Genomic DNA, 19,793 nt, shown 5'->3' on the forward strand with positions numbered 1-19,793 from the left:
CATTTTAGTGAAACAGAGAAATGGATAAAGCGATGATTAAGTTTTTAACTTAGTCGTCGCTTTTTATTTATGTAGTTGTGCAGGAAGAAGGCAAAAAATATCGAATGAATGTAATTATACAGAATTGTTTGTATTTATTTCGAATAGTAGTTAAAGATACGTTAGTTATATTTCAAACAGTAAGAAAAGAGAGATTAAATAATAGAGGGAGCAACTTACATGGAAAATATATTAAAGGTATCCTCAAAATCAAGTCCGAATTCAGTGGCAGGTGCAATAGCGGGCGTACTAAGAGCAAGTGGCAAAGTAGAAATCCAAGTGATTGGAGCTGGTTCTTTAAATCAAGCGATTAAAGCAATTGCGATTGCAAGAGGTTTTGTAGCTCCAAGTGGCATTGACTTGGTTCTTGTTCCAGCGTTTCAAGAGGTTACTATCGATAATCAAGAAAGAACAGCAATCAAATTAATTGTAGGTCCTAGAAGGAGAAGATCTTAATAGCGAGCATTAATATAAGGGGATTTGAAAAGGTCAATAGACTCCAAAAAGTTAGACACGTTATTTCATTTGACAGTTCCTTGGGCGTGGATACAGTATTGTACCGGATTTATGACTTTTAATTCCTCTTTATATTTAGCGGGTTTTTCTAGAAACTTAAAAATGCCAAATCCTTTGTGACATAAGGGATTTGGCATTTTTGAGGTTTTTATGTTTTTTAAAATCAACAATTCTAAAACTGCTCATTCTTCTCCCAAGATTCAACGATATAGTATGAAAAACCTTATTGTATCAAGGTTTATAAGTGGCGATTTCCCTCGATGCTCACATTTTGCTCACATTAAATCTTTTCATTTTTTATCAGGTGTTTTCATTAGATTTGATTATGCTCTCGAAGTTTTCCGCTGCTTGTTGCTGCATGTTCTGTGTGATGTGGCTATACTTGTCTAACGTCATTTGAATAGATGAGTGTCCTAAGCGATCTTGTACGATTTTAGGGTGTTCTCCAGCCTGAAGCATGAGTGTAGCGTGAGTATGTCGTAAGTCGTGTATACGAATTCGGGGAACACCAGCTTTTTTATAGTGATCATTCAAAAAGCGATGGGGAGCATCTATATGTAAGGGCGAATGTATCGTATTTCCAGTGAAAATATAGGCCTCTTCATTCAAGTGTATACCCCAGCGGAAAAATTCTTTCTTTTTATAGGAGTAGTAGGATTGTAACTTCCCTATAACAAAAGAAGAGATACTAATGCTTCTATTTGAAGACTTAGTTTTTGTAGCAGCTTTAAAAAGTCCTTTTTCTGTTTTTACAAGCGATTTATTAACCAGGATACGTTTATTATCAAAGTCAATATCTTTCCATGTTAGTGCAAGTAATTCTCCGCGTCTCATACCTGTATAGATTGCAAGTAAGAAGAACATATGGTACTTAATATTTTTTTCTTTTAGATACTGGAGGAATCGATTACATTCTTCGCTGGACCATGTTTTCATCTCACCTTGCTCTTCACGTGGTTTTTTAACCTTATTCATTATATTATCATGTATGATTTCCCATTCTACAGCGTGTTTGAAAATGCATCTTAGGCAGCGGTGGATATTGCTGATTGTACCATTTGATAGTCCTTTTTCCTTAAGTTCAGCATAGTAGCTTTGAATCATTACAGGCTTAATACTTTTAATTTTTTTATAACTAAATGGGGGAAGGATATAGAGCCTAACTAAGCTCATGTCTTTTTCATAAGATGTAATTTTTAATTCAGCTTTACGAAGAGGCTTTAACTTTTCCCATACATCTAAAACAGTTAATTGTTTGTCATCAAAATATATTCCTTTCTCTATCTCTGTAATCATTGTTGCAGCAGCATGTTGGGCTTCTTTTTTTGTTCTAAATCCACTCTTACTTTTTTGCTGTCGCTTTCCTGTAGTTGGATTTATACCGATATCTATTGTAAAAGACCACGTATTTCCACGTTTACGAAAACTTCCTTTCATATTCAATACCTCCTGTATCGTTAGTTTTGAAAATTGCGGTATAGTGATAATTGATTCTGTAATTTACTTGCTAATAATTGATTTTTATAATGTAAAAGCCTTTTTTCAGCAAATTGTGTTGTTACATTGAATTTTTCTGAGATTATATATGCTTTTAACTGTAGGGGAGGTAGCTTTCGTAACATAAAAGTAGGTACGCAAAATTGTTGTGCGAAGTTTTTAGCCTTTGCTTCTTGATAATATGGAAGAACGAAAAACACAGTTACTATAATCGAATTTGAATTTTGTTAAGAGATAAATACTTTGTTTATCATATAGATTCATTTTTTGATATTGGATTTACTTAGAAATTAAAAAAGGTCTCTCCAATAAGATTTGAAGAGACTTTTCTTTCACATACCATAGCAACTTAGCTCTTATTAAAATAGGGTTTAAGCTCTTTCTAAGGTATTTAGGGAGTACCGATAGTTCCTGCCAGTAATGCAGCAATTCTATCTAAAGCTTCCTGTACTGTAGTAGGAGGAGGAACTGCCCAATTCACTGGATTAATAGGTGTATAAGCTAAATCGAAAACGTCATCAACTCTAATTAAAGATGTATTTGTGCCTATAAGAGTTACTGGGGAACGAATAGGTAAAGAATCAACTGTCGCTCTCACTCTTGTAATAACGTTATTAACGCCATTAACAATTAAATTCCCTGAATTAGGGCTGGGATTGAAGATGTTTTCTGTAATAGCAAAACTGGTTAAATTTAAAGGGTCAATTGGAATATGACCAGATTGCACATTAATGATGACATTACCATTTATTCCGCCACCTACTAAATTGACTTGGGTATCTGTTGTTGCTTGTGAATTAATAGTAATATTCCCACTAGAAACGAATGAAGCAAACATCACCATGTTAATGCCATTTTGAGTATAACCAGCGGATAACATTGAGTCACGGATATTAACTTGATTCACAGAAGTAGTTAAAGCTGTGAATATAGGAGTAGGGGTTATATTAACGCTAACAAAGAATAACTTCCCACTAAAACTACTTGCAGTTACAAAGTTAAAATCAAGTGGTCCAGTTAATAATGTCAGGTCTACAAATCCAGATCGATTATCATTTTGAAATCCGTTTTCAAACCATGACGGATCATTAATATCGAAGGGGATAGCTAATCTAGTTAATAAAGTACTAGTTCCGATTAATTGTACATTTGCTTTTAAATGAATTAATGGTTCTGTATAAGTGCCAGGTCCAATAGAGATAGCGTAGCGTTTAGCTGGTGAAGCATCTATGATAGATGCCATTGCTGCAGTAATTGTCAAGAACGGGTCACATTCAGAACCATCAGCGGTAACGTCATTACCAGCTTTGTTTACATAGACTATTTGAGTGAATATTGGTAGAGGTTCTATGCATCCAGGTCCAGTGTCCCCGGTAGGTCCAGTGGGTCCAGTAGGCCCATCGGGTGGTCCAGTAGGTTCGGTAGGCCCAGTGTTGCCGGTAGGTCCAATTGGCCCTGTAGGAAATGTGAATGGTGGGATAGTAGGAAATGTGGGCCCGGTTAAATCTGGGTTTAATGCAGCAGCATGTAAAATTTAAAATAAATTCAGTTCATCTTTCTTTGACATAGTTCACCTCCAAAAAAATTTCTAATCGTATCTAATAGATGCACAGTATTAATGAAATATGAACATATTTGTGACTGGAAAAGAAGAATATTACTGGAAAAATTTAATGAAAACGTTATTTTAATAAAAAAACGGGGAAATGAGGAATGTATAGAAAAATCGTTGAGTATGATTCTAAAATGGTTTTGAAAATGAGGGAAGTGAAAGAAAAAGAACCCTTTATATAAAGGATTCTTCTGGTGGTTTAATCTATTAATTACATTCTTTGTAATATTCATCGCATGAATCGTTATTCTCATTACAACAGATACAAAATGTTTTTTGAACAAATAAGCTAACTAGACTAGTAGGACCTTCCTGCTTTGTAAGAGTAAGACTTTGAAAATCTTCAACTTGAAATATTTTTGTTTGAGCGGGTTGTAATATAGTATTAATTGGGCTGGTAGATATTCTTGTTAGAATAGTTACTTGAACAGGTGCACTCATACCGACAACGAATAACTGAATTAATGTTTTATTATGATTGTTTGTAAAATCCTCAAATACAGTTTGTGGAGTGGTGGTTTCAAGGAAAACAGATACAGGTATATTTCCATTTACATTTTCTTCAGAACCAGCAATTGTATGAGTCTCGATAAAACAGTTGTTTTTTTGATTGCCCGAATGCGATTGTTTTTTATAATACTTTTTACCATCTTTATAAAAATAATCAGCCATACTTATGTTGCTCTCCTTTCTTTGAGATGTCTATATATTTTATTAAACAAAAGGAAAGGGTGCTTGTACAAAATAATAAAATCCGCTCTCGTAAATAATTAAAAAAGCTATTTAATATGTAAATGTAAGAGCACTTGGGGAAGTGCTCTGTAAAGACTATTCATTCTAAAAAGAAAAGAATATAAAATATTTTATGAATTTATTTTTGATTTTGTGTGTATTCTTTGTACAAAAATTTCATTGGAAACTGCAAACTAGATGCCATAATAACCCCTAGTTTTAAAGGCGTACTTGTACTAGTTTAATTTGATAATGTTTAATTCTAAAGCATTTATTCCATTATCGCATGTACGAATGGCTGTTTCGCCTACAAAGCTATTATTTATAAGTTGAAGTGTTGAGTTGGCTGGGACTGATAAAATAGTGTCTCCAATGAGTTGAGCGCAATCTACATCCTCTGGATCTAGTATTGAAAGACCGAAAGTAGCTTTGAAATTTGGAATCAGACTGTTATTTAATAGTATAGAAATGGTAGGCGAATAAGGAAATGAAAGGGCTACAGTCAAGTTAATCGAGGAAATGAAAGAAATTCGATAATCCCCAGCTTGTGTGATATTAATTGTGGTTGGATTTAACAGAGAAATTCCCCCCACCATAGGGTCAGCCTGATTAAAAGAAAAAGGGGATTCGAAAGGGACTGTAATGATTTCCGTTTGCCAAAAAGTTCCGTAAGCTACTGATAGTGATACAGTCGGTCCAGTCGGTCCAGTCGGTCCAGTCGGTCCAGTCGGTCCAGTCGGTCCAGTCGGCCCAGTTGGCCCAGTCGGCCCAGTCGGTAGTGTGAATGGTGGAACGGGTGGTAAAGTAGGTCCAACTAAATTAGGGTTTATTGAAGTAGAAGATAAAAACTCGTCCATTATATTTTCACCTCTGAAAAGTTCAGTTCTTATTACTAATAGTAAATGTAGGGGTAGAACAAAATGAAATGGACAAGCGCTTGTATTTTATAAATTAAACAAAATAGTTATTGTATAGATAAAAATACACAGAACCCGCTAGTTATAACGGGTTCTGTGTACAAGGAATACAAGGAACACAAGGAATACAAGGAGGCTGGTCCAGGGCGACCTGTGTATTCACTTGGATGATAATACTATATTCAAAGTGGATAAAAAGGTTAATGGCAACTAAATAAAATCCTTATTTCATAGCAAATACAAAAGAGCACACAAATAAGCGTGCTCTCAAATAAGAAAGGTAGAATGCTATGAATGGAAAGCTTCCATACAATAACATATGCTTGTCTGGTTTAAATGTGAAAAGTTTTTAAACAAAAGCGTTATTTTAATTAAAAGAGCAGCTAGCAAAAGCTAACTGCTTGTTAAAAAAAGAATCCACTCTAGGTTATTAACTGCTAGAGTTTCAAGAAATAAATCATTAAATTAATTTTTCAATTACAATCGAAGCATTTATATTCGTTTGTGTTCCACCTGCCAAAGTCTGCAAAGTAACTGCAGCAGCGGAAATATGATTATTAAGGGTAATAATATCACCTGCAGCTAAAGCGAGAATTGTTTGACCGTTGTTTGGTTGAGTCCCTGCACCTGATCCATAAACTGCGCTGGTAACCGGAGCGCCATTTAAAAAAAGTGTGAATTGATTAGGCTCAACTCCTGATACAGAAAAAGAAATTTTATAATCTCCTGCATTAAGAACCATTAATTGAGAAGTTCCCAGCGTATGAGTAAAACCAGATGTCATTCTACCATGTGAATTAAAAAGAATAGGTGCTTCTAAGGCAACAACTTGAGTTGCTGTATTGAAAACATAAGCATAATGAGATAACCCAGATACTGTAAGTCCGGTAGGTCCAGTAGGCCCAGTAGCTCCAACAATTCCTGATAATCCGGTAGGTCCGGTAGGCCCCGGAGGTCCACCAGAAGGTCCAGTTGCTCCAGTTATTCCGGTAGGTCCAGTAGGTCCTGGAGGTCCACCAGAAGGTCCAGTTGCTCCAGTTATGCCGGTAGGCCCAGTAGGCCCCGGAGGTCCACCAGTTCCTGGCAATCCGGTAGGTCCAGTAGGCCCTGGAGGTCCACCAGAAGGTCCGGTTACTCCAGTTATTCCGGTAGGTCCAGTAGGCCCTGGAGGTCCACCAGAAGGTCCAGTTGCTCCGGTTATGCCGGTAGGCCCAGTAGGCCCCGGAGGTCCACCAGTTCCTGGCAATCCGGTAGGTCCAGTAGGCCCTGGAGGTCCACCAGAAGGTCCAGTTGCTCCGGTTATGCCGGTAGGCCCAGTAGGCCCCGGAGGTCCACCAGAAGGTCCGGTTACTCCAGTTATTCCAGTTGGTCCAGTAGGCCCTATTTGAGGTAAAGGAAAGGCACATTGAAAGGGTATGTGACAATTCTTTTTAAATTTACTCATTTTTTCACCTCCCTTATAAATTAACTAACAATTTATATTTATACTTTAACAACTTATGAGTAAACAACCACACGGGTGTAAGGAAAAAACCTATAATAATTACATAAAAGGTTTTAAGAGCAAGCCTTTATTTCACATTCCATACCAAAAAGAGCACTATATATAAGTGCTCTTCGGATCAAATCTCTTAGTGTAAAAGAGTACGTGATACCAAATGTAAGTTTTTCATGGATGTGAAGTATTGGAACAAAAACGCTATTTGATATGTAAAAGTTAGAGCACTTTGGAAAGTGCTCTGTAAAGGCTATTTATTCTAAAAAGAGAGGATAGAAGATATCATATGAGGTTATTTTTAATTGAGTGTGTATCTTTTGCACAAAAATTGCATTGTGTAGAAATGAGGAAGCTAAAAAAGAGCACCATGTACAAGTGCTCTTCAAGATAGGAGGTAACTCTATGAGCTGGGTCTAGGTTAGAAGTATATGGTGTGAAAAATAAATAAGAACAAAATTTTATAATCAGACTAATAAAAAAGAGCAGCTAGCAAAAGCTAACTACTCCATGCATAAGAAGAATACAATGGTCATTCGTATTCCAACTTGGTGTATCTATAGAATTAACATATTTTTTGAATTTATTCAGCCAGTAAACAAAGCAGTTAGCTAATTAAGCTAACTGCGATGTTCTCAATACTGTCTTTAAAGGATATGTGATTCGGCACAATTTCATGGGAAAAATAATATGGCTGTTAGCATACCTAAAATAAAAGGGAATCAATGTTACGATTCCCTTCTTTCACTATTGCCTCCGTTAGTAAACAAAATGACTGCCCTTGTTGAGCAATCGTTTCCTACTAACTGTTACTCTTTAGGTAGTGAATTAAAATTTGGGAGAGTGTTTCTTAGTCCATCAAATGCCTGTTGTACTTTGGCAAGTTTCTCTTCGTCTGAGAATTTTGATAAATCATCTACTGAACTAACTCGAATACATAATGGACCAATATTTAACCGAATCAATCCCAATAATACTACCGTAGTCGTACAAGGAATGTTTATACATAGTAAATCACTATCTTCACAAACAGTGCCTTCTGGACATGTAGGGCATTCTTCTGTTTGTTGTATCGTTACATTTTCCATAGGATCTTTTCTCCTTTCTATGAAGATATTACAAGATATGAAAGAAATACCCTATCTGACATGGACAAGCATCCTTTTTTAGTTAAAGGGGTATTTGGTAGTTTATTAATTCATTCTTTAATTAACATGCAACCGTTAGTTCAATTGAATGTAAAATAATTCGTACGTATAAATATATATATAAATAAGTTTTTTTAAAATAATTCACGAGATAATGATATTACGAAGTGTAGGAGTGAAACCCTCACTTTGGGATGAAAATTAAATTTTATAATGTAAAACCCAAAAATAGAATAGGGTTTTTATCTTATTACTTTACGTTTGAAATGCTCAATTAACATCATATTTACCCTTTTTAGGTTTGCGTTTTCTATGTTTTTCACCTAATGTTCATTGGAAGTTCCATAGTTTTCTTAATTTTTTGGTGCATCAATCTAATAAAAATAAAAGAGCAGCCAGCAATAGCTAACTGCTTAGCCCCAGGGAAGGGAGAGGAGCGATTTGTTAGGTCTAAGGTTGAAATAAGGGTTTTAGATATTAAGACCTAAATATAGTATGGATTTCAATTTAAAAGTTATGCATATAAACTGTATTCATGCAAAAAATGGTTAACAAACAAAGCAGCTAGCTAATTAAGCTAACTGCAATGTTCTTAGTACTTTCTCTAAAGGATATGTGATTCGCACAATTTCATGGGAAAACTAATATGGCTGTTAGCCTACCTATAGTATCTATAATTTGTGGGAATTAATTCTTGAATTTTATAATAAAGGACCAATGAAAATAAGATGGCAGACAGTTGGTAAATGAACTGCCTGCTAAATGAATGAACAAATGTGATTTGGAAAGATTGAGCTACATCTGTAATAGCTCATGAGTAGTATAGTTAGAAACTTAAAAGTTTATTCATCGGGTAAAGTGAATTGAAAAACTTCATATTGCACGACAAAGTAGCTAGCTTAATAAGCTAACTACTTGTTTTACAAAAGAAAATTAGGCCCTACAAGTAAATGATATGTAACTTTTAGTTACAGCTATAGTATAAGCAGAATTAAAAATATTATGTGGGAGTGAAAATGAGCTTAATAAAAATCTCATTTTGTAAAGTTCAAATGCATCCAAAAGGAGAATAATCGAAGGATGCATTTGAACAGTAAATTTGTTATTAGAAATTTTGGTCATGTATACACATAACTAATGTTTAGTATGGGTTTAAATATAACAATGTATGCAAAAGAGCAGCTAGCAAAAGCTAACTGCTGCCTACAAGGAGATACAGAGAAAACTACTTTAAATGAGTTCTGGCTAACAGCCTATCTACATTATTGACGAAATATTGAGTTTTATTCAGGAGGGAGAGAAGTAGGCCATTAACATGAAGATGTGCCAATTCATATCCTGTAAGTACTAAATTAATGACGGGGTAGATTGAGAATGGATGATCCGATTAAGGAGATAGTTGGCGCTTGGTTTGTTGCAGTAGGGACAATTATTGCTGCGATTGGGAGTACACCTTTAAAAAGATTGAACAGCGAATTAAGAAAAGACTTGAACGTATGGGGGAATGTATTACAGGCAACGGGGAATGGTCTGGAAGCTGATGGACAAGGAGAAATATCCCTTGAATTGATTGGGAACGCAATCCAATCAATTGGTAATGTAACGGTTCTAACAGGACTCATTATAGAATTTGAAGATGAAACACAAAAAAATTAGTGATTGCAGGAAATTGGATACAAGCATTAGGTGGTGTTACATCAATAAGTGGGGAAATAGAGGATAGTTCCAATATAGATGAATCGTATAACATTGTCGGGAATGTGTTACAAGCGACTGGTAATTCATTACAGGCAATAGGTGGAATAGATGAATTGAAAGCTAGTCGGGATAAAGTGGAGGGAATTTCGGAAGGCGATGAGGAGGATGGACAGCTTATAGTGATTACGGGGAGTTGGGTCCAAGCGGTCGGTTCAGTAGTTTCATTAATCGGTCAAATAAGAGAAGAAAGCCAAGAGATAGAGGAAAATAATTCATAGAAAACCTAATAAAATAATCCTTTTCTAATAAGAAAGTTACTAAAATATGAGAAAATGATATAATAATACCAATTAAACATTTAGTCCTACTGGAAGAACCAGCGGACATCAAACTATAAAGAGCATTAGTGATATTGCTCTGTAGTTTGGTGTCCGCTTTTTGTTTTTTATTAACAAAATAAATAAGGGGTGTTTTTATATATGATGCAATTAACTTTCTTACCTAAAATTGACCGAAAAGCAACACAGGTTCGTTTAGAAGAGATTTTAGAAAACGTTCGTATTTACAGACAATTTGGGATGATTAGAAACGAGATGAGGGTCACAGCCTCTAGTGAGGTAAGATATCATGGTCCAACAAACATAGTAGGAAAGCCAGCTGAAGATGTTGCTTTAGCAAATGTTGCAATGAGTGAAAGAGAATTAAAATTACAACGTTTATCTTTTCAAATTGATAAAGCATTAAGTCGATTTAGCAAAAATCAACGAGATATCATTGTAAAACGATATTTGGAAGATGAGGAAGTCTTTGATTATATGATTTATAACGATATTGGTATGAGTGAACGTACATATAGAAGAAATAAATCTAATGCTTTTTATAAATTAGCTTTCGCTCTTAGATTAGAAGTATATGAGATAGAAGAGCAGAATGGGAGGGAGTATCTATGAACTTTGTTCAACCTATTCGTGATCCAGAACAAATACAACATATTAAAGAATATCTAAAGGAAAACAATGAACGTAATTATATTTTGTTTGTGATGGGAATTAATACGGGGTTGCGTATAAGTGATATTCTAAAGCTTAAAATAGGCGATTTAAAGGGTAGTCATATTTCAATGAGAGAAAAGAAAACGGGTAAACAGAAACGGATTCAATTGACACCAGCATTAAAAAGAGAATTACGTTGGTACATTGAAGAAAGAGAAGATAGTGAGTATTTAATTAAGAGTCGAGAAGGAAAGAATAAACCGATTGGTCGCAGCATGGCATATAAGATACTTAGAAGTATAGCAGCAGAGTTCGGATTAGATGAGATAGGGACACATACATTACGTAAGACATTTGGGTATCACATGTATACGCAGACGAAGAATATAGCCTTACTTATGGAGATATTTAATCATTCATCTGAAAGGGTTACGTTAAGATACATAGGTGTCAATCAAGATGCGATGGATAAAGCTATGATTAAATTTAAAATATAGCAACATCCTTTTTATTTTTTGATTTTTATAATTACCCATTTTTTATGTGTTGTGTAACTCAAAAAGAGAAGGTTTATGAAGCTATGAATATCAAGGGCTCTAGCGAAAGGATCAGTTACACAAAATATAAGATATGGGTAAGTGAAGAAACGGCATAAAAAGAAGCGTAGTTCGTCAAATGGACGTAATGCTCCATTACCATCAAGTTAAGAAATTCATTGTTTCCGATTAATAGTATCCGTTTTTATGTGATTGTTATTGATTCTAAAAAAAATAAAAAATCGCCTTAGTAAAGGCGATTCATAATTTATTCATTTTGTATTCTTTTGATAAATAAATATCTTTTAAAATTAAATGCAATGTTCTACATTAACGTGTTTCTGGATCTTTGTCTTTTTTTCTAAGACCAAATAATCCTACTAGTCCCAATAAACCAAGCCAAGCCCAATTATTATTTTTATCACGATTATCATTTAAATCATTTGTCGTATTTACATTTCGAGTTCTCACATCATTATTAACTCTATTCATGTTATTGTCATTAACTCGAGTTGTAATATTATTATTGTTAACTCTATTCGTATTATATCCATCGTATTCAGCATGGACGCTTGTACCAAAAACCATAATAGTTAGTAATAGGGCACCTAAAATAGATGAAAGTTTTTTCTTCATGGTTTTCCCTCCTTTCGTATTTAGTAATGTCTCCAGTTCCTTTAGACAATATTCGGTTGAAAATATATAAAACCATTTGAATTGAAATTCCGATAAACATCTTTAATTTATATTATTAAAAGTACTTATAATAATGGATTAAGTTAATTGAAATGTATTTATTCTTTATAAGAATAAATTTTTGGTAACGGTACATTCTATGAGAGGTAATTACTATATTTGGGTAAGGTGTTCCTTATGAGTTATAAGAACTTATTTTCTTTAATCCAGAACATGGTTGGGAAAATTTTTTCTATAGTAAGTATTGTTGCTAAAAGTCTAATTTCTTTAAGGAGGAATATTTTTATGGGTATTTTAAGTGGAAATCCACAAAATGAACCAATGCACTACGGAGAAGTCTTTGGGATTTGGAGTTACCTTGCAGCGGCACAAGGTGCAATTGCTGGATATCAAGTTCTTATTAACCACACAGGAGACGAGGATTTAAAGAAATTTTTAGAAAACCTTGTAGAGAATGATATCCAATCAGAAGTTGAAGAATTAAAAAATATATTAAAATTGAATGGTGTTGCATTACCACCAGCACCTCCAGAAAGACCAGTTGCATCTATTGAAACGATTCCTCCTGGTGCTCGTATTAATGATGCAGAAATTGCAGCTAAAGTTTCTATGGATCTTGCTGCTGGGTTAGTAGCATGTAGTCAAGCTATGGGACAATCTCTTCGAGAAGATGTTGGAATGATGTTTGGTCAATTTCATATGAAAAAAGCACAAGCTGGAGCTATATTACTTCGACTGAATAAGAAAAAAAGTTGGATTATTCCGCCTCCATTACATGTTCTACAATCAGATCAAGCATAATACCTAAATAAAATTCAATCTATTCTTTATGGCTGTTGTAGTGAGGTTGTCTAGGGAAATAAAGGCTATTAGTAAATTAAAATAAGTGGCAGAGTTTTGACCGCTTTTTGGCAGTATATGTGCCGGTTGTTTTGGAATTAGCATGTTATAGTTGTATTGTGAGTAGTAGGGGAAAACATTGCTCACAAATAATATAAAAACACGTGAAAAAATATGAAATCCCCTTTTGCAATAGAATATAATATAACAAATAAAAAGTGTCACAAATGCTTGTATAACAGGCATTTGTGACACTTTTCTAGTTTTATATAATATAAAATGAACCACCTTAAAACTGCTCATTCTTCTCCCAAGATTCAACAATATAATGAGCAATCGTTGGGTTGAATCCTTTACCAACTAAGAACATAATTGCAGCAACCTCAGTTAAAGCGTGTTGATGTGATGTATGTTTTGCTTCATTTAAACCGTAATCTACCCAAGGTTTTACGAAATCTAGTACAGGTTTCTTTAAAGGTAAAAACTGTGTACCGACAACTTGTTGAATTTGTTGTTGTGTTGGTTCTGTAATAGGTCCTGGTGGTAAAATTTGTGACTGTGTAATATCGAATGTTGGACCAGGCGGTAAAATTTGTGGTTGCGTCGGATCGATAGTTGGTGGTGCAGGTGGTGAGACACGTTGTTCGGAGTTTGGTTGATACATTGGCTGTTGTGGCTGATTTGCATATGGATTTTGCTGATATTGTTGTTCTTGGGTGCGCTGCGGTACATATGGATTTTGTTGTTCTTGAGTGTACTGAGTTGTGTATGGATTTTGCTGATATTGTTGTTCTTGAGTTGGTGGTGCTGCATATGGGTTTTGAGGATATTCATAATTTGGACGTGTGTCATATGGATTTTGTTGATATTCAGCTCCTTGAGTTTGCGGTGTTGCGTATGGATTTTGTTCGTATTGTGGCTCTTGATGTTGTGTCTCTTGCTCCTCATATTGTTCGGCATATCTTTGTTCCTGATGTTGAGGGGAAAATGGTTGTTGTGGGTAAGGCGGTTGGTTATTATAGAACATTTTTATTCCTCCTTCATAATGATGCCTACCACCTAGTGTATGGGCGGACAAGAAAATATGTGATGAAAAAATGCGGGCGTGTTACAATAAGTAACTGGGTGAAGATAAAATGATAAAACAAGAAAAAATACAAAAAACAATAACTTTCGTAAAGCATATTTTAGAAAAAGATGCGAGTGGGCATGATTGGTATCATATTGAACGCGTACATAAATTGGCGATTTCTTTATCCGAGCAAGAAGGGGGAAATCGTTTTATAATTGAAATGGCAGCATTACTTCACGATGTAGCAGATGAGAAGTTAAATGAGAGTGAAGAAGCAGGAATGAAAAAAGTTTCTGATTGGTTAGAAGAGTTACGTGTTGAAGAAGAGGAAAGTAAGCATGTTCTTCATATCATCGCCAATATGTCTTATAAGGGCGGTCATGGTGGCACAGTTGAGTCACTTGAAGGGAGAATTGTTCAAGATGCGGATCGTTTAGATGCTCTTGGTGCAATTGGAATAGCTCGAACATTTGCATACGGAGGAGCGAAAGGGAGATTAATGTATGATCCAACTATCCCTCCTCGAGAAGTGATGACGAAAGATGAATATAGAAAAAATAATGATCCATCTTTAAATCATTTTTATGAAAAGCTTTTAAAACTAAAAGATTTAATGAACACGAACGCAGCAAAACAAGAGGCTGAAGTTCGTCATCGTTATATGGAACAGTTTATTGAACAATTTATGAAAGAGTGGAATGCACAAATATGAAAATGTTAACTGTGGAGAACTTATCGAAATCATACGGAGAAAAACCGTTATTTGATGGATTATCATGTAGTATTACAGAAGGACAACGTGTCGGAATTATCGGTGTAAACGGTACTGGTAAATCAACGTTATTAAAAATTATTGCAGGATTAGAAACTCCTGATACAGGTGATATGACGCATTCACGCGGATATACAATTAGTTATTTATCACAGCAACCAGAGTTTGATGAAAAACTAACAGTATTAGAGCAAGTGTTCCATGGTGATACACCTTTAATTCGTCTTCTTCGTGATTATGAACAATCGTTATTAAATATCGAAAAAGATCCAAGTAATGAAAAAGTACAGGAACAATTATTTGCAGTGCAGCAACGTATGGATGCGATGAGTGCATGGGAAGCAAATGCGAATGCAAAATCGTTATTAACGAAATTAGGAATTACTGATTTTACAGCAACTGTTGGAAACCTATCTGGTGGACAAAAAAAGCGTATTGCAATGGCGCAATGTTTTATTGAAACACCTGATTTATTAATTTTGGATGAGCCTACGAACCATCTTGACCATGAGACAGTTGAATGGTTAGAAGAATATTTAGCAAGATATACAGGTGCGGTATTACTTGTAACCCATGATCGTTATTTCTTAGACCGTGTGACAAACCGTATTTTTGAATTAGATAACGGTAAACTGTATAGCTACGAAGGAAACTACAGTACATTTTTAGAAGCGAAAGCACTTCGTGAAGAGCAAGAATCGGCACAAGAATCAAAACGCCAAAATTTATATCGTCGTGAACTTGCTTGGATTCGCCGTGGTGCAAAAGCCCGTTCTACGAAACAAAAGGCGCGTATTCAGCGTTTTGATGAGCTGAAGGGACAAGAAGGACCAGCAGCGAAGCAATCAGTTGATATTGCACTAAGTGGAAGTCGTTTAGGAAAGAAAGTACTTGAATTAAAAGATGTAACGAAAAAATTTGGTGATAAAACAGTATTACATAACTTTAATCATATTGTGAAGCCTGGTGATCGTATCGGAATCATCGGAGCAAATGGAAGCGGAAAATCATCACTATTAAATATGCTTGCAGGAAAATTCTCTCCTGATAGTGGTGAAATTGAAGTAGGACAAACTGTAAAAGTTGCCTATTATACGCAAGAAAATGAAGAGATGAATTTAAACCAGCGTATGATTGAATACATTAAAGAAATTGCGGAAGTTATTCATACGACAGACGGAAAAGTAATTGGCGCATCTCAAATGCTAGAACGTTTCTTATTCCTACCGCATTCACATGGAACAACGCTTGGTAAACTATCTGGTGGCGAAAGAAGACGGTTATATTTATTGCGTATTTTAATGGGAGAACCAAACGTACTATTACTTGATGAGCCTACGAATGATTTAGACACACAAACATTAACAGTGCTAGAAGATTATTTAGAAGATTTCCCAGGTGTCGTTTTAACTGTATCGCATGACCGTTACTTCTTAGATAAAGTAGTAGATGAATTGTTCATCTTTACTGGCGAAGGCGAAGTGCGTGAATTCCTAGGTAGTTATACAGAGTATTTAGAAATGGAAAAAACGAGAGAACTCATTGAGAAAGCAGAAGTTCAAAAGGAGAAAAAAGTAGTAGAAGAGGCTCCGAAACAACAACGTAAACGTAAACTTTCTTACAATGAGCAGCGTGAATGGGAAACAATTGAAGATACAATTGCACAACTAGAAGAGAAACTTGAATCAATTGGAGAAGAACTTACGAATGTTGGATCTGACTTCACAAAGGCCCAAGAATTATCTGAAGCAGGGCAGAAGATAGAAGAAGAGCTAGAAAAAACGATGGAACGATGGAGTGAACTATCCGACATCGTTGAAGGATTAAAATAAAAACAAGCTGCATATATTGAAAAGTAAAGAGAAAAACTTTACACTATTGGTAGAACCTATTTTAGGAGGGAAAAAATGAGAACATCTAATCCAATGTTGAAAAAAGAGGCATTCCGTAAAGAGGGAGCAAATACTTCTGCGATGACTATTGGCGGAACAGTAGGCAAAACGTTTATCATGCTTATCTTGCTGCTTGCAACGTCTGTCTATTCATACATACAGATGTCAAATGGTACGATGAAAATGCCAGTATTAATTGGTGCTTTAGTTATTGCGGCAATCGTTGCGTTTGCATCTATCTTCTTCCCGCGCATATCACCAATTGGTGCACCGATTTATGCGGCAGTAGAAGGGGTAGTGTTAGGAAGTATTTCAGCAGTTTATGCAATGAAATTTCAGGATTCTATCGTTTTAAACGCTGTATTACTAACAATCTCAATTCTATTTGCGATGTTAGTTTTATATGCAACACGCGTAGTGAAGGTAACTGATAAATTCCGCACAGGTGTTATGGCAGCAACAATGGGAATTATGGTTATGTATTTAATCGTATTCTTACTAAACATGTTCGGTGTTTCTGTTCCATATATTCACCAAGGTGGGACAATTGGTATGATCATTAGTGCAGTTATTATTGTAGTTGCTGCATTAAATCTATTACTAGATTTCGATTTAATCGAAAGCGGTGCACGTAGCCAAGCTCCAAAATATATGGAATGGTACAGTGCAATGGGTCTAATGATGACTCTAGTATGGTTATACTTAGAAATTCTTCGTTTCGTTTCTTACTTTACGAAAAATGACTAATAAAAAAATCCTGCATGAAATGTGCAGGTTTTTTTTATTTTCAAAGATAAATTTAAAATATGATGTTGGCAACTTGAATTAAGAGGGATGGAATATGATGAAAGAGAAAAAAGGGATTATGAAAAAACTATTTTCTAAAAGTTTTTTCATAGAACTAGATGACGCTTTAACATATCCATCAGCAGAAGTCATTCGTTCAGCTATCGAAGGATATACAGCTGAATGTAATGAACAATTAAAAATTGAGAGTAAAGTTAAACCGATTACTTTCTACCTAGAAAATGTAATGTACCGCGCTGAAATAAAGATGGCCCGCGGAGGATATTACATATCTTGCAGTAAAGTATAATGTTTTTGGAAACCTTACATGTTTAAACTATGTAGGGTTTCTTTTTTACTTTTAAAAGATATAAAGTAGTACTTTTTACTTGAAAATATATCATTTTGCACTTTTTACCCTGCACACATTTTTCCTTACAATGAAGAAAAATATGTGAGGTGGTATAACTTATGATGAATCGAGTTGTATTAATCGGTAGATTGACAAAGGAGCCAGAATTATACTACACAAAACAAGGTGTCGCTTATGCACGAATATGTGTTGCGGTGAATAGAGGTTTTCGAAATAGTTTAGGTGAGCAACAAGTAGATTTTATTAATTGTGTTGTATGGAGAAGGTCGGCTGAAAATGTAACAGAATATTGTACGAAAGGCTCACTTGTTGGGATTACAGGGCGTATTCATACGAGTAATTACGATGATGAACAAGGAAAGAGAGTATATAGAACTGAAGTTCTGATTGAGAATATTACATTTTTAGAGAGAAGGCGGGAGAGTGCATCGCAATAATATTAGAATTTTAATGATAGTTTCGGATTAATTAGGTGGAAAGAGAAAGTATGATGATGGGAAGAAATCAATAAAATTAAGCATCCGAGTAGGAGTATAAAGGGGTAACATGTTACAATACAGCTAAGAACACGCAATAAAGGAGAGTTTTTTACGTGAAGATTAAAGCAATTGAACCGACGCCAAGTCCAAATACAATGAAAGTTATTTTGAATGAAGTATTACCATCAGGAGCGCGTAATAATTATACAAATGAAAATAAAGAACAAGCACCAGTGCAAGTGCAAGAAATTTTGAAGATTGAAGGCATTAAAGGTGTGTATCATGTTGCAGACTTTTTAGCAGTGGAGCGAAATGCGAAGTATGACTGGAAAGTTTTATTACAACAAGTTCGTGCTGTTTTCGGTGAAGAAATAGTGGAAGAAAGCGAAGAACAACAACTTTCTCATTTTGGAGAAGTGAAAGTGTTTGTTCAAATGTTCTTTACAATTCCGATGCAAGTGAAGTTAACAGATGGAACCTCAGAAGAGCGTGTTGGTTTACCTGATCGTTTTAAAGAATCAATTATGAAAGTGCAAATGTCTGCACCTAACGTTGTGAAAGAGCGTAAGTGGGTAGAGCAAAGTACACGTTACGGTAATTTTGAAGAAATCGGGAAAGAAGTAGTAGAAGAAATTATTGCTGCTTATTCAGAAGAACGGGTAAATGAAACGGTTAAAGAATTATTAGATCAAGCAGGTGCTGTTGAAGTAACGATTCAAAAGCGTGAGCCATATAAAGTAACAGAAGAGATGATGAAAGATTCTGACTGGAAAAACCGTTTTGCAGCTTTAGAACAAATGGATCCAACGGAAGAAGATATGATGGTATTGAAAATGGCATTAGATGATGAGAAAGTATCTATCCGCCGTTTAGCAACAGCTTATTTAGGTATGGTAAAAGGTGAAGGAGTATTGCCGTTATTATATAAAGCGTTATTAGATCGTTCAGTAAGCGTTCGTCGTACAGCAGGAGATTGCTTATCAGACGTAGGTGATCCAGCAGCGATGTTCGTTATGATTAAATCTCTGAAAGATTCAAGTAAATTAGTACGCTGGCGTGCAGCAATGTTCTTATTTGAACTTGGTGATGAAAGTGCAATTCCGGCACTAAAAGCAGCAGAAGATGATCCGGAGTTTGAAGTGGCGATGCAAGCACGTTTAGCTTTAGAACGTATTGAAGGCGGCGAAGAAGCAAAAGGATCAGTATGGAAGCAAATGACGGAGTCTCGTAAAGGGGAATAGTTTATGATTGTTTTCTATGATAGTTGGTGCCCGATGTGTACGGCGGTTGCAGAACGTACGAAAAGATTAGATAAAAAGGGTAAGATGAAATTTGTTTCATTTCGAGATGAAGATGTAGTTGAGAAGTATGAACTTTCTCAAGAATTACAAAGTAAGATGGAACAAAGATTGTATATTTTAAAAAATAATAAGTGGTATGACGGAATTCATAGCATTAACGTATTAGCAAAGGCCGTTCCATCTTATTGGTTTGCAGTACCTTTTATAAAACTATCTATCGTACTTGGATTTGGAAGTAAAGTATACGATTATATTGCCAACAATAGAAAACTTGTCCCAGTTGGACACTGTCGTGAAGGGGTTTGTGAAATCCCTACAAAAAAATGAAATCATCGTTATCTTTCTTTTGCACCTATTAATAGAGCGTGATATGATAAATTTGGAATGAAAGTTGAAGGAG

General features: G+C 35.2%; 19 protein-coding genes and 2 pseudogenes. 12 read left to right on the forward strand and 9 right to left on the reverse strand.

The window, feature by feature from the left end:
* The first annotated feature begins 219 nt into the window (after positions 1 to 219).
* Entirely contained in the window at positions 220 to 495 is a 276-nt protein-coding gene (locus tag CQ058_RS26215; RefSeq protein WP_002035358.1) for a stage V sporulation protein S, read from the forward strand.
* A gap of 360 nt (positions 496 to 855) precedes the next feature.
* Here the strand turns inward: CQ058_RS26215 and CQ058_RS26220 are convergent, their stop codons facing one another.
* The 7 genes and pseudogenes from CQ058_RS26220 to CQ058_RS26250 form a co-directional block, all read right to left on the reverse strand.
* Positions 856 to 1,992, reverse strand: a complete 1,137-nt coding sequence (locus tag CQ058_RS26220) for a site-specific integrase (RefSeq protein WP_002035357.1) — start codon at positions 1,990 to 1,992, stop codon at positions 856 to 858.
* Positions 1,993 to 2,012: 20 nt separating this feature from the next.
* Positions 2,013 to 2,231: pseudogene (locus tag CQ058_RS32435) on the reverse strand (ImmA/IrrE family metallo-endopeptidase); the annotation flags it as partial.
* A gap of 212 nt (positions 2,232 to 2,443) precedes the next feature.
* Complete coding sequence (locus tag CQ058_RS26230) at positions 2,444 to 3,586, reverse strand: exosporium leader peptide-containing protein (protein WP_050551316.1); 1,143 nt, start codon at positions 3,584 to 3,586, stop codon at positions 2,444 to 2,446.
* A gap of 285 nt (positions 3,587 to 3,871) precedes the next feature.
* On the reverse strand, positions 3,872 to 4,336 hold the full coding sequence (locus tag CQ058_RS26235) for a hypothetical protein (protein ID WP_002035352.1): 465 nt from the start codon (positions 4,334 to 4,336) through the stop codon (positions 3,872 to 3,874).
* A gap of 296 nt (positions 4,337 to 4,632) precedes the next feature.
* Positions 4,633 to 5,253 carry an exosporium leader peptide-containing protein gene (locus tag CQ058_RS26240; protein ID WP_105590053.1) on the reverse strand — a complete coding sequence of 207 codons (621 nt, stop codon included), beginning with the start codon at positions 5,251 to 5,253 and terminating at the stop codon, positions 4,633 to 4,635.
* A gap of 520 nt (positions 5,254 to 5,773) precedes the next feature.
* Positions 5,774 to 6,757 (reverse strand): BclA C-terminal domain-containing protein, encoded by a 984-nt coding sequence (locus tag CQ058_RS26245; RefSeq protein WP_105590054.1) that lies wholly within the window; start codon positions 6,755 to 6,757, stop codon positions 5,774 to 5,776.
* 860 nt (positions 6,758 to 7,617) lie between these two features.
* Positions 7,618 to 7,896: a hypothetical protein gene (locus CQ058_RS26250; protein WP_002127130.1), complete on the reverse strand. Its 279-nt coding sequence runs from the start codon at positions 7,894 to 7,896 to the stop codon at positions 7,618 to 7,620.
* 1,434 nt (positions 7,897 to 9,330) lie between these two features.
* Here CQ058_RS26250 and CQ058_RS32930 point away from each other — a divergent pair.
* The 3 genes and pseudogenes from CQ058_RS32930 to CQ058_RS26275 all read left to right on the forward strand — a co-directional run bounded on the left by CQ058_RS32930 (position 9,331) and on the right by CQ058_RS26275 (position 11,143).
* Positions 9,331 to 9,932, forward strand: a pseudogene (locus tag CQ058_RS32930) (DUF6944 family repetitive protein).
* A 201-nt stretch (positions 9,933 to 10,133) separates the two neighbouring features.
* The gene (locus CQ058_RS26270) at positions 10,134 to 10,604 is read left to right on the forward strand and encodes an ArpU family phage packaging/lysis transcriptional regulator (protein ID WP_002127133.1); all 471 of its coding nucleotides are present in this window, start codon (positions 10,134 to 10,136) and stop codon (positions 10,602 to 10,604) included.
* Positions 10,601 to 11,143 carry a site-specific integrase gene (locus tag CQ058_RS26275; protein WP_002127134.1) on the forward strand — a complete coding sequence of 181 codons (543 nt, stop codon included), beginning with the start codon at positions 10,601 to 10,603 and terminating at the stop codon, positions 11,141 to 11,143. The genes CQ058_RS26270 and CQ058_RS26275 overlap by 4 nt, the downstream gene beginning before the upstream one ends.
* Before the next feature lie 369 nt (positions 11,144 to 11,512).
* On the opposite strand, the gene CQ058_RS26280 is transcribed toward CQ058_RS26275, so the two are convergent.
* Positions 11,513 to 11,818, reverse strand: a complete 306-nt coding sequence (locus CQ058_RS26280; protein WP_002031652.1) for a WGxxGxxG family protein — start codon at positions 11,816 to 11,818, stop codon at positions 11,513 to 11,515.
* A 345-nt stretch (positions 11,819 to 12,163) separates the two neighbouring features.
* Between CQ058_RS26280 and CQ058_RS26285 the strand changes: the two genes are divergently transcribed.
* Complete coding sequence (locus CQ058_RS26285; RefSeq protein WP_105590056.1) at positions 12,164 to 12,679, forward strand: DUF3231 family protein; 516 nt, start codon at positions 12,164 to 12,166, stop codon at positions 12,677 to 12,679.
* 328 nt (positions 12,680 to 13,007) lie between these two features.
* Here CQ058_RS26285 and CQ058_RS26295 read toward each other — a convergent pair whose 3' ends face one another.
* Positions 13,008 to 13,745, reverse strand: coding sequence for a hypothetical protein (locus CQ058_RS26295; RefSeq protein ID WP_002189441.1), 738 nt, complete (start codon positions 13,743 to 13,745; stop codon positions 13,008 to 13,010).
* A 109-nt stretch (positions 13,746 to 13,854) separates the two neighbouring features.
* Here CQ058_RS26295 and CQ058_RS26300 point away from each other — a divergent pair, with 109 nt between their 5' ends.
* From CQ058_RS26300 to CQ058_RS26330, 7 genes are all read left to right on the forward strand, one after another.
* Positions 13,855 to 14,502: an HD domain-containing protein gene (locus CQ058_RS26300; protein WP_002065130.1), complete on the forward strand. Its 648-nt coding sequence runs from the start codon at positions 13,855 to 13,857 to the stop codon at positions 14,500 to 14,502.
* Positions 14,499 to 16,394, forward strand: coding sequence for an ABC-F family ATP-binding cassette domain-containing protein (locus CQ058_RS26305; RefSeq protein WP_002127139.1), 1,896 nt, complete (start codon positions 14,499 to 14,501; stop codon positions 16,392 to 16,394). The genes CQ058_RS26300 and CQ058_RS26305 overlap by 4 nt, the downstream gene beginning before the upstream one ends.
* Positions 16,395 to 16,469: 75 nt before the next feature.
* Positions 16,470 to 17,201 carry a Bax inhibitor-1/YccA family protein gene (locus CQ058_RS26310; RefSeq protein WP_002189444.1) on the forward strand — a complete coding sequence of 244 codons (732 nt, stop codon included), beginning with the start codon at positions 16,470 to 16,472 and terminating at the stop codon, positions 17,199 to 17,201.
* A gap of 94 nt (positions 17,202 to 17,295) precedes the next feature.
* The gene (locus CQ058_RS26315) at positions 17,296 to 17,550 is read left to right on the forward strand and encodes a DUF4318 domain-containing protein (protein ID WP_002189447.1); all 255 of its coding nucleotides are present in this window, start codon (positions 17,296 to 17,298) and stop codon (positions 17,548 to 17,550) included.
* Between the two features lie 161 nt (positions 17,551 to 17,711).
* On the forward strand, positions 17,712 to 18,050 hold the full coding sequence (locus CQ058_RS26320; RefSeq protein ID WP_002012564.1) for a single-stranded DNA-binding protein: 339 nt from the start codon (positions 17,712 to 17,714) through the stop codon (positions 18,048 to 18,050).
* A 155-nt stretch (positions 18,051 to 18,205) separates the two neighbouring features.
* A complete protein-coding gene (locus CQ058_RS26325; protein ID WP_002012566.1) occupies positions 18,206 to 19,333 on the forward strand; it encodes a conserved virulence factor C family protein in 1,128 nt (375 codons plus the stop codon).
* Between the two features lie 3 nt (positions 19,334 to 19,336).
* A complete protein-coding gene (locus CQ058_RS26330; RefSeq protein WP_002085930.1) occupies positions 19,337 to 19,720 on the forward strand; it encodes a thiol-disulfide oxidoreductase DCC family protein in 384 nt (127 codons plus the stop codon).
* Positions 19,721 to 19,793 lie beyond the last annotated feature (73 nt).

The sequence above is a fragment of the Bacillus sp. MYb56 genome (assembly GCF_002976445.1).
Taxonomy (GTDB): domain Bacteria; phylum Bacillota; class Bacilli; order Bacillales; family Bacillaceae_G; genus Bacillus_A; species Bacillus_A mycoides.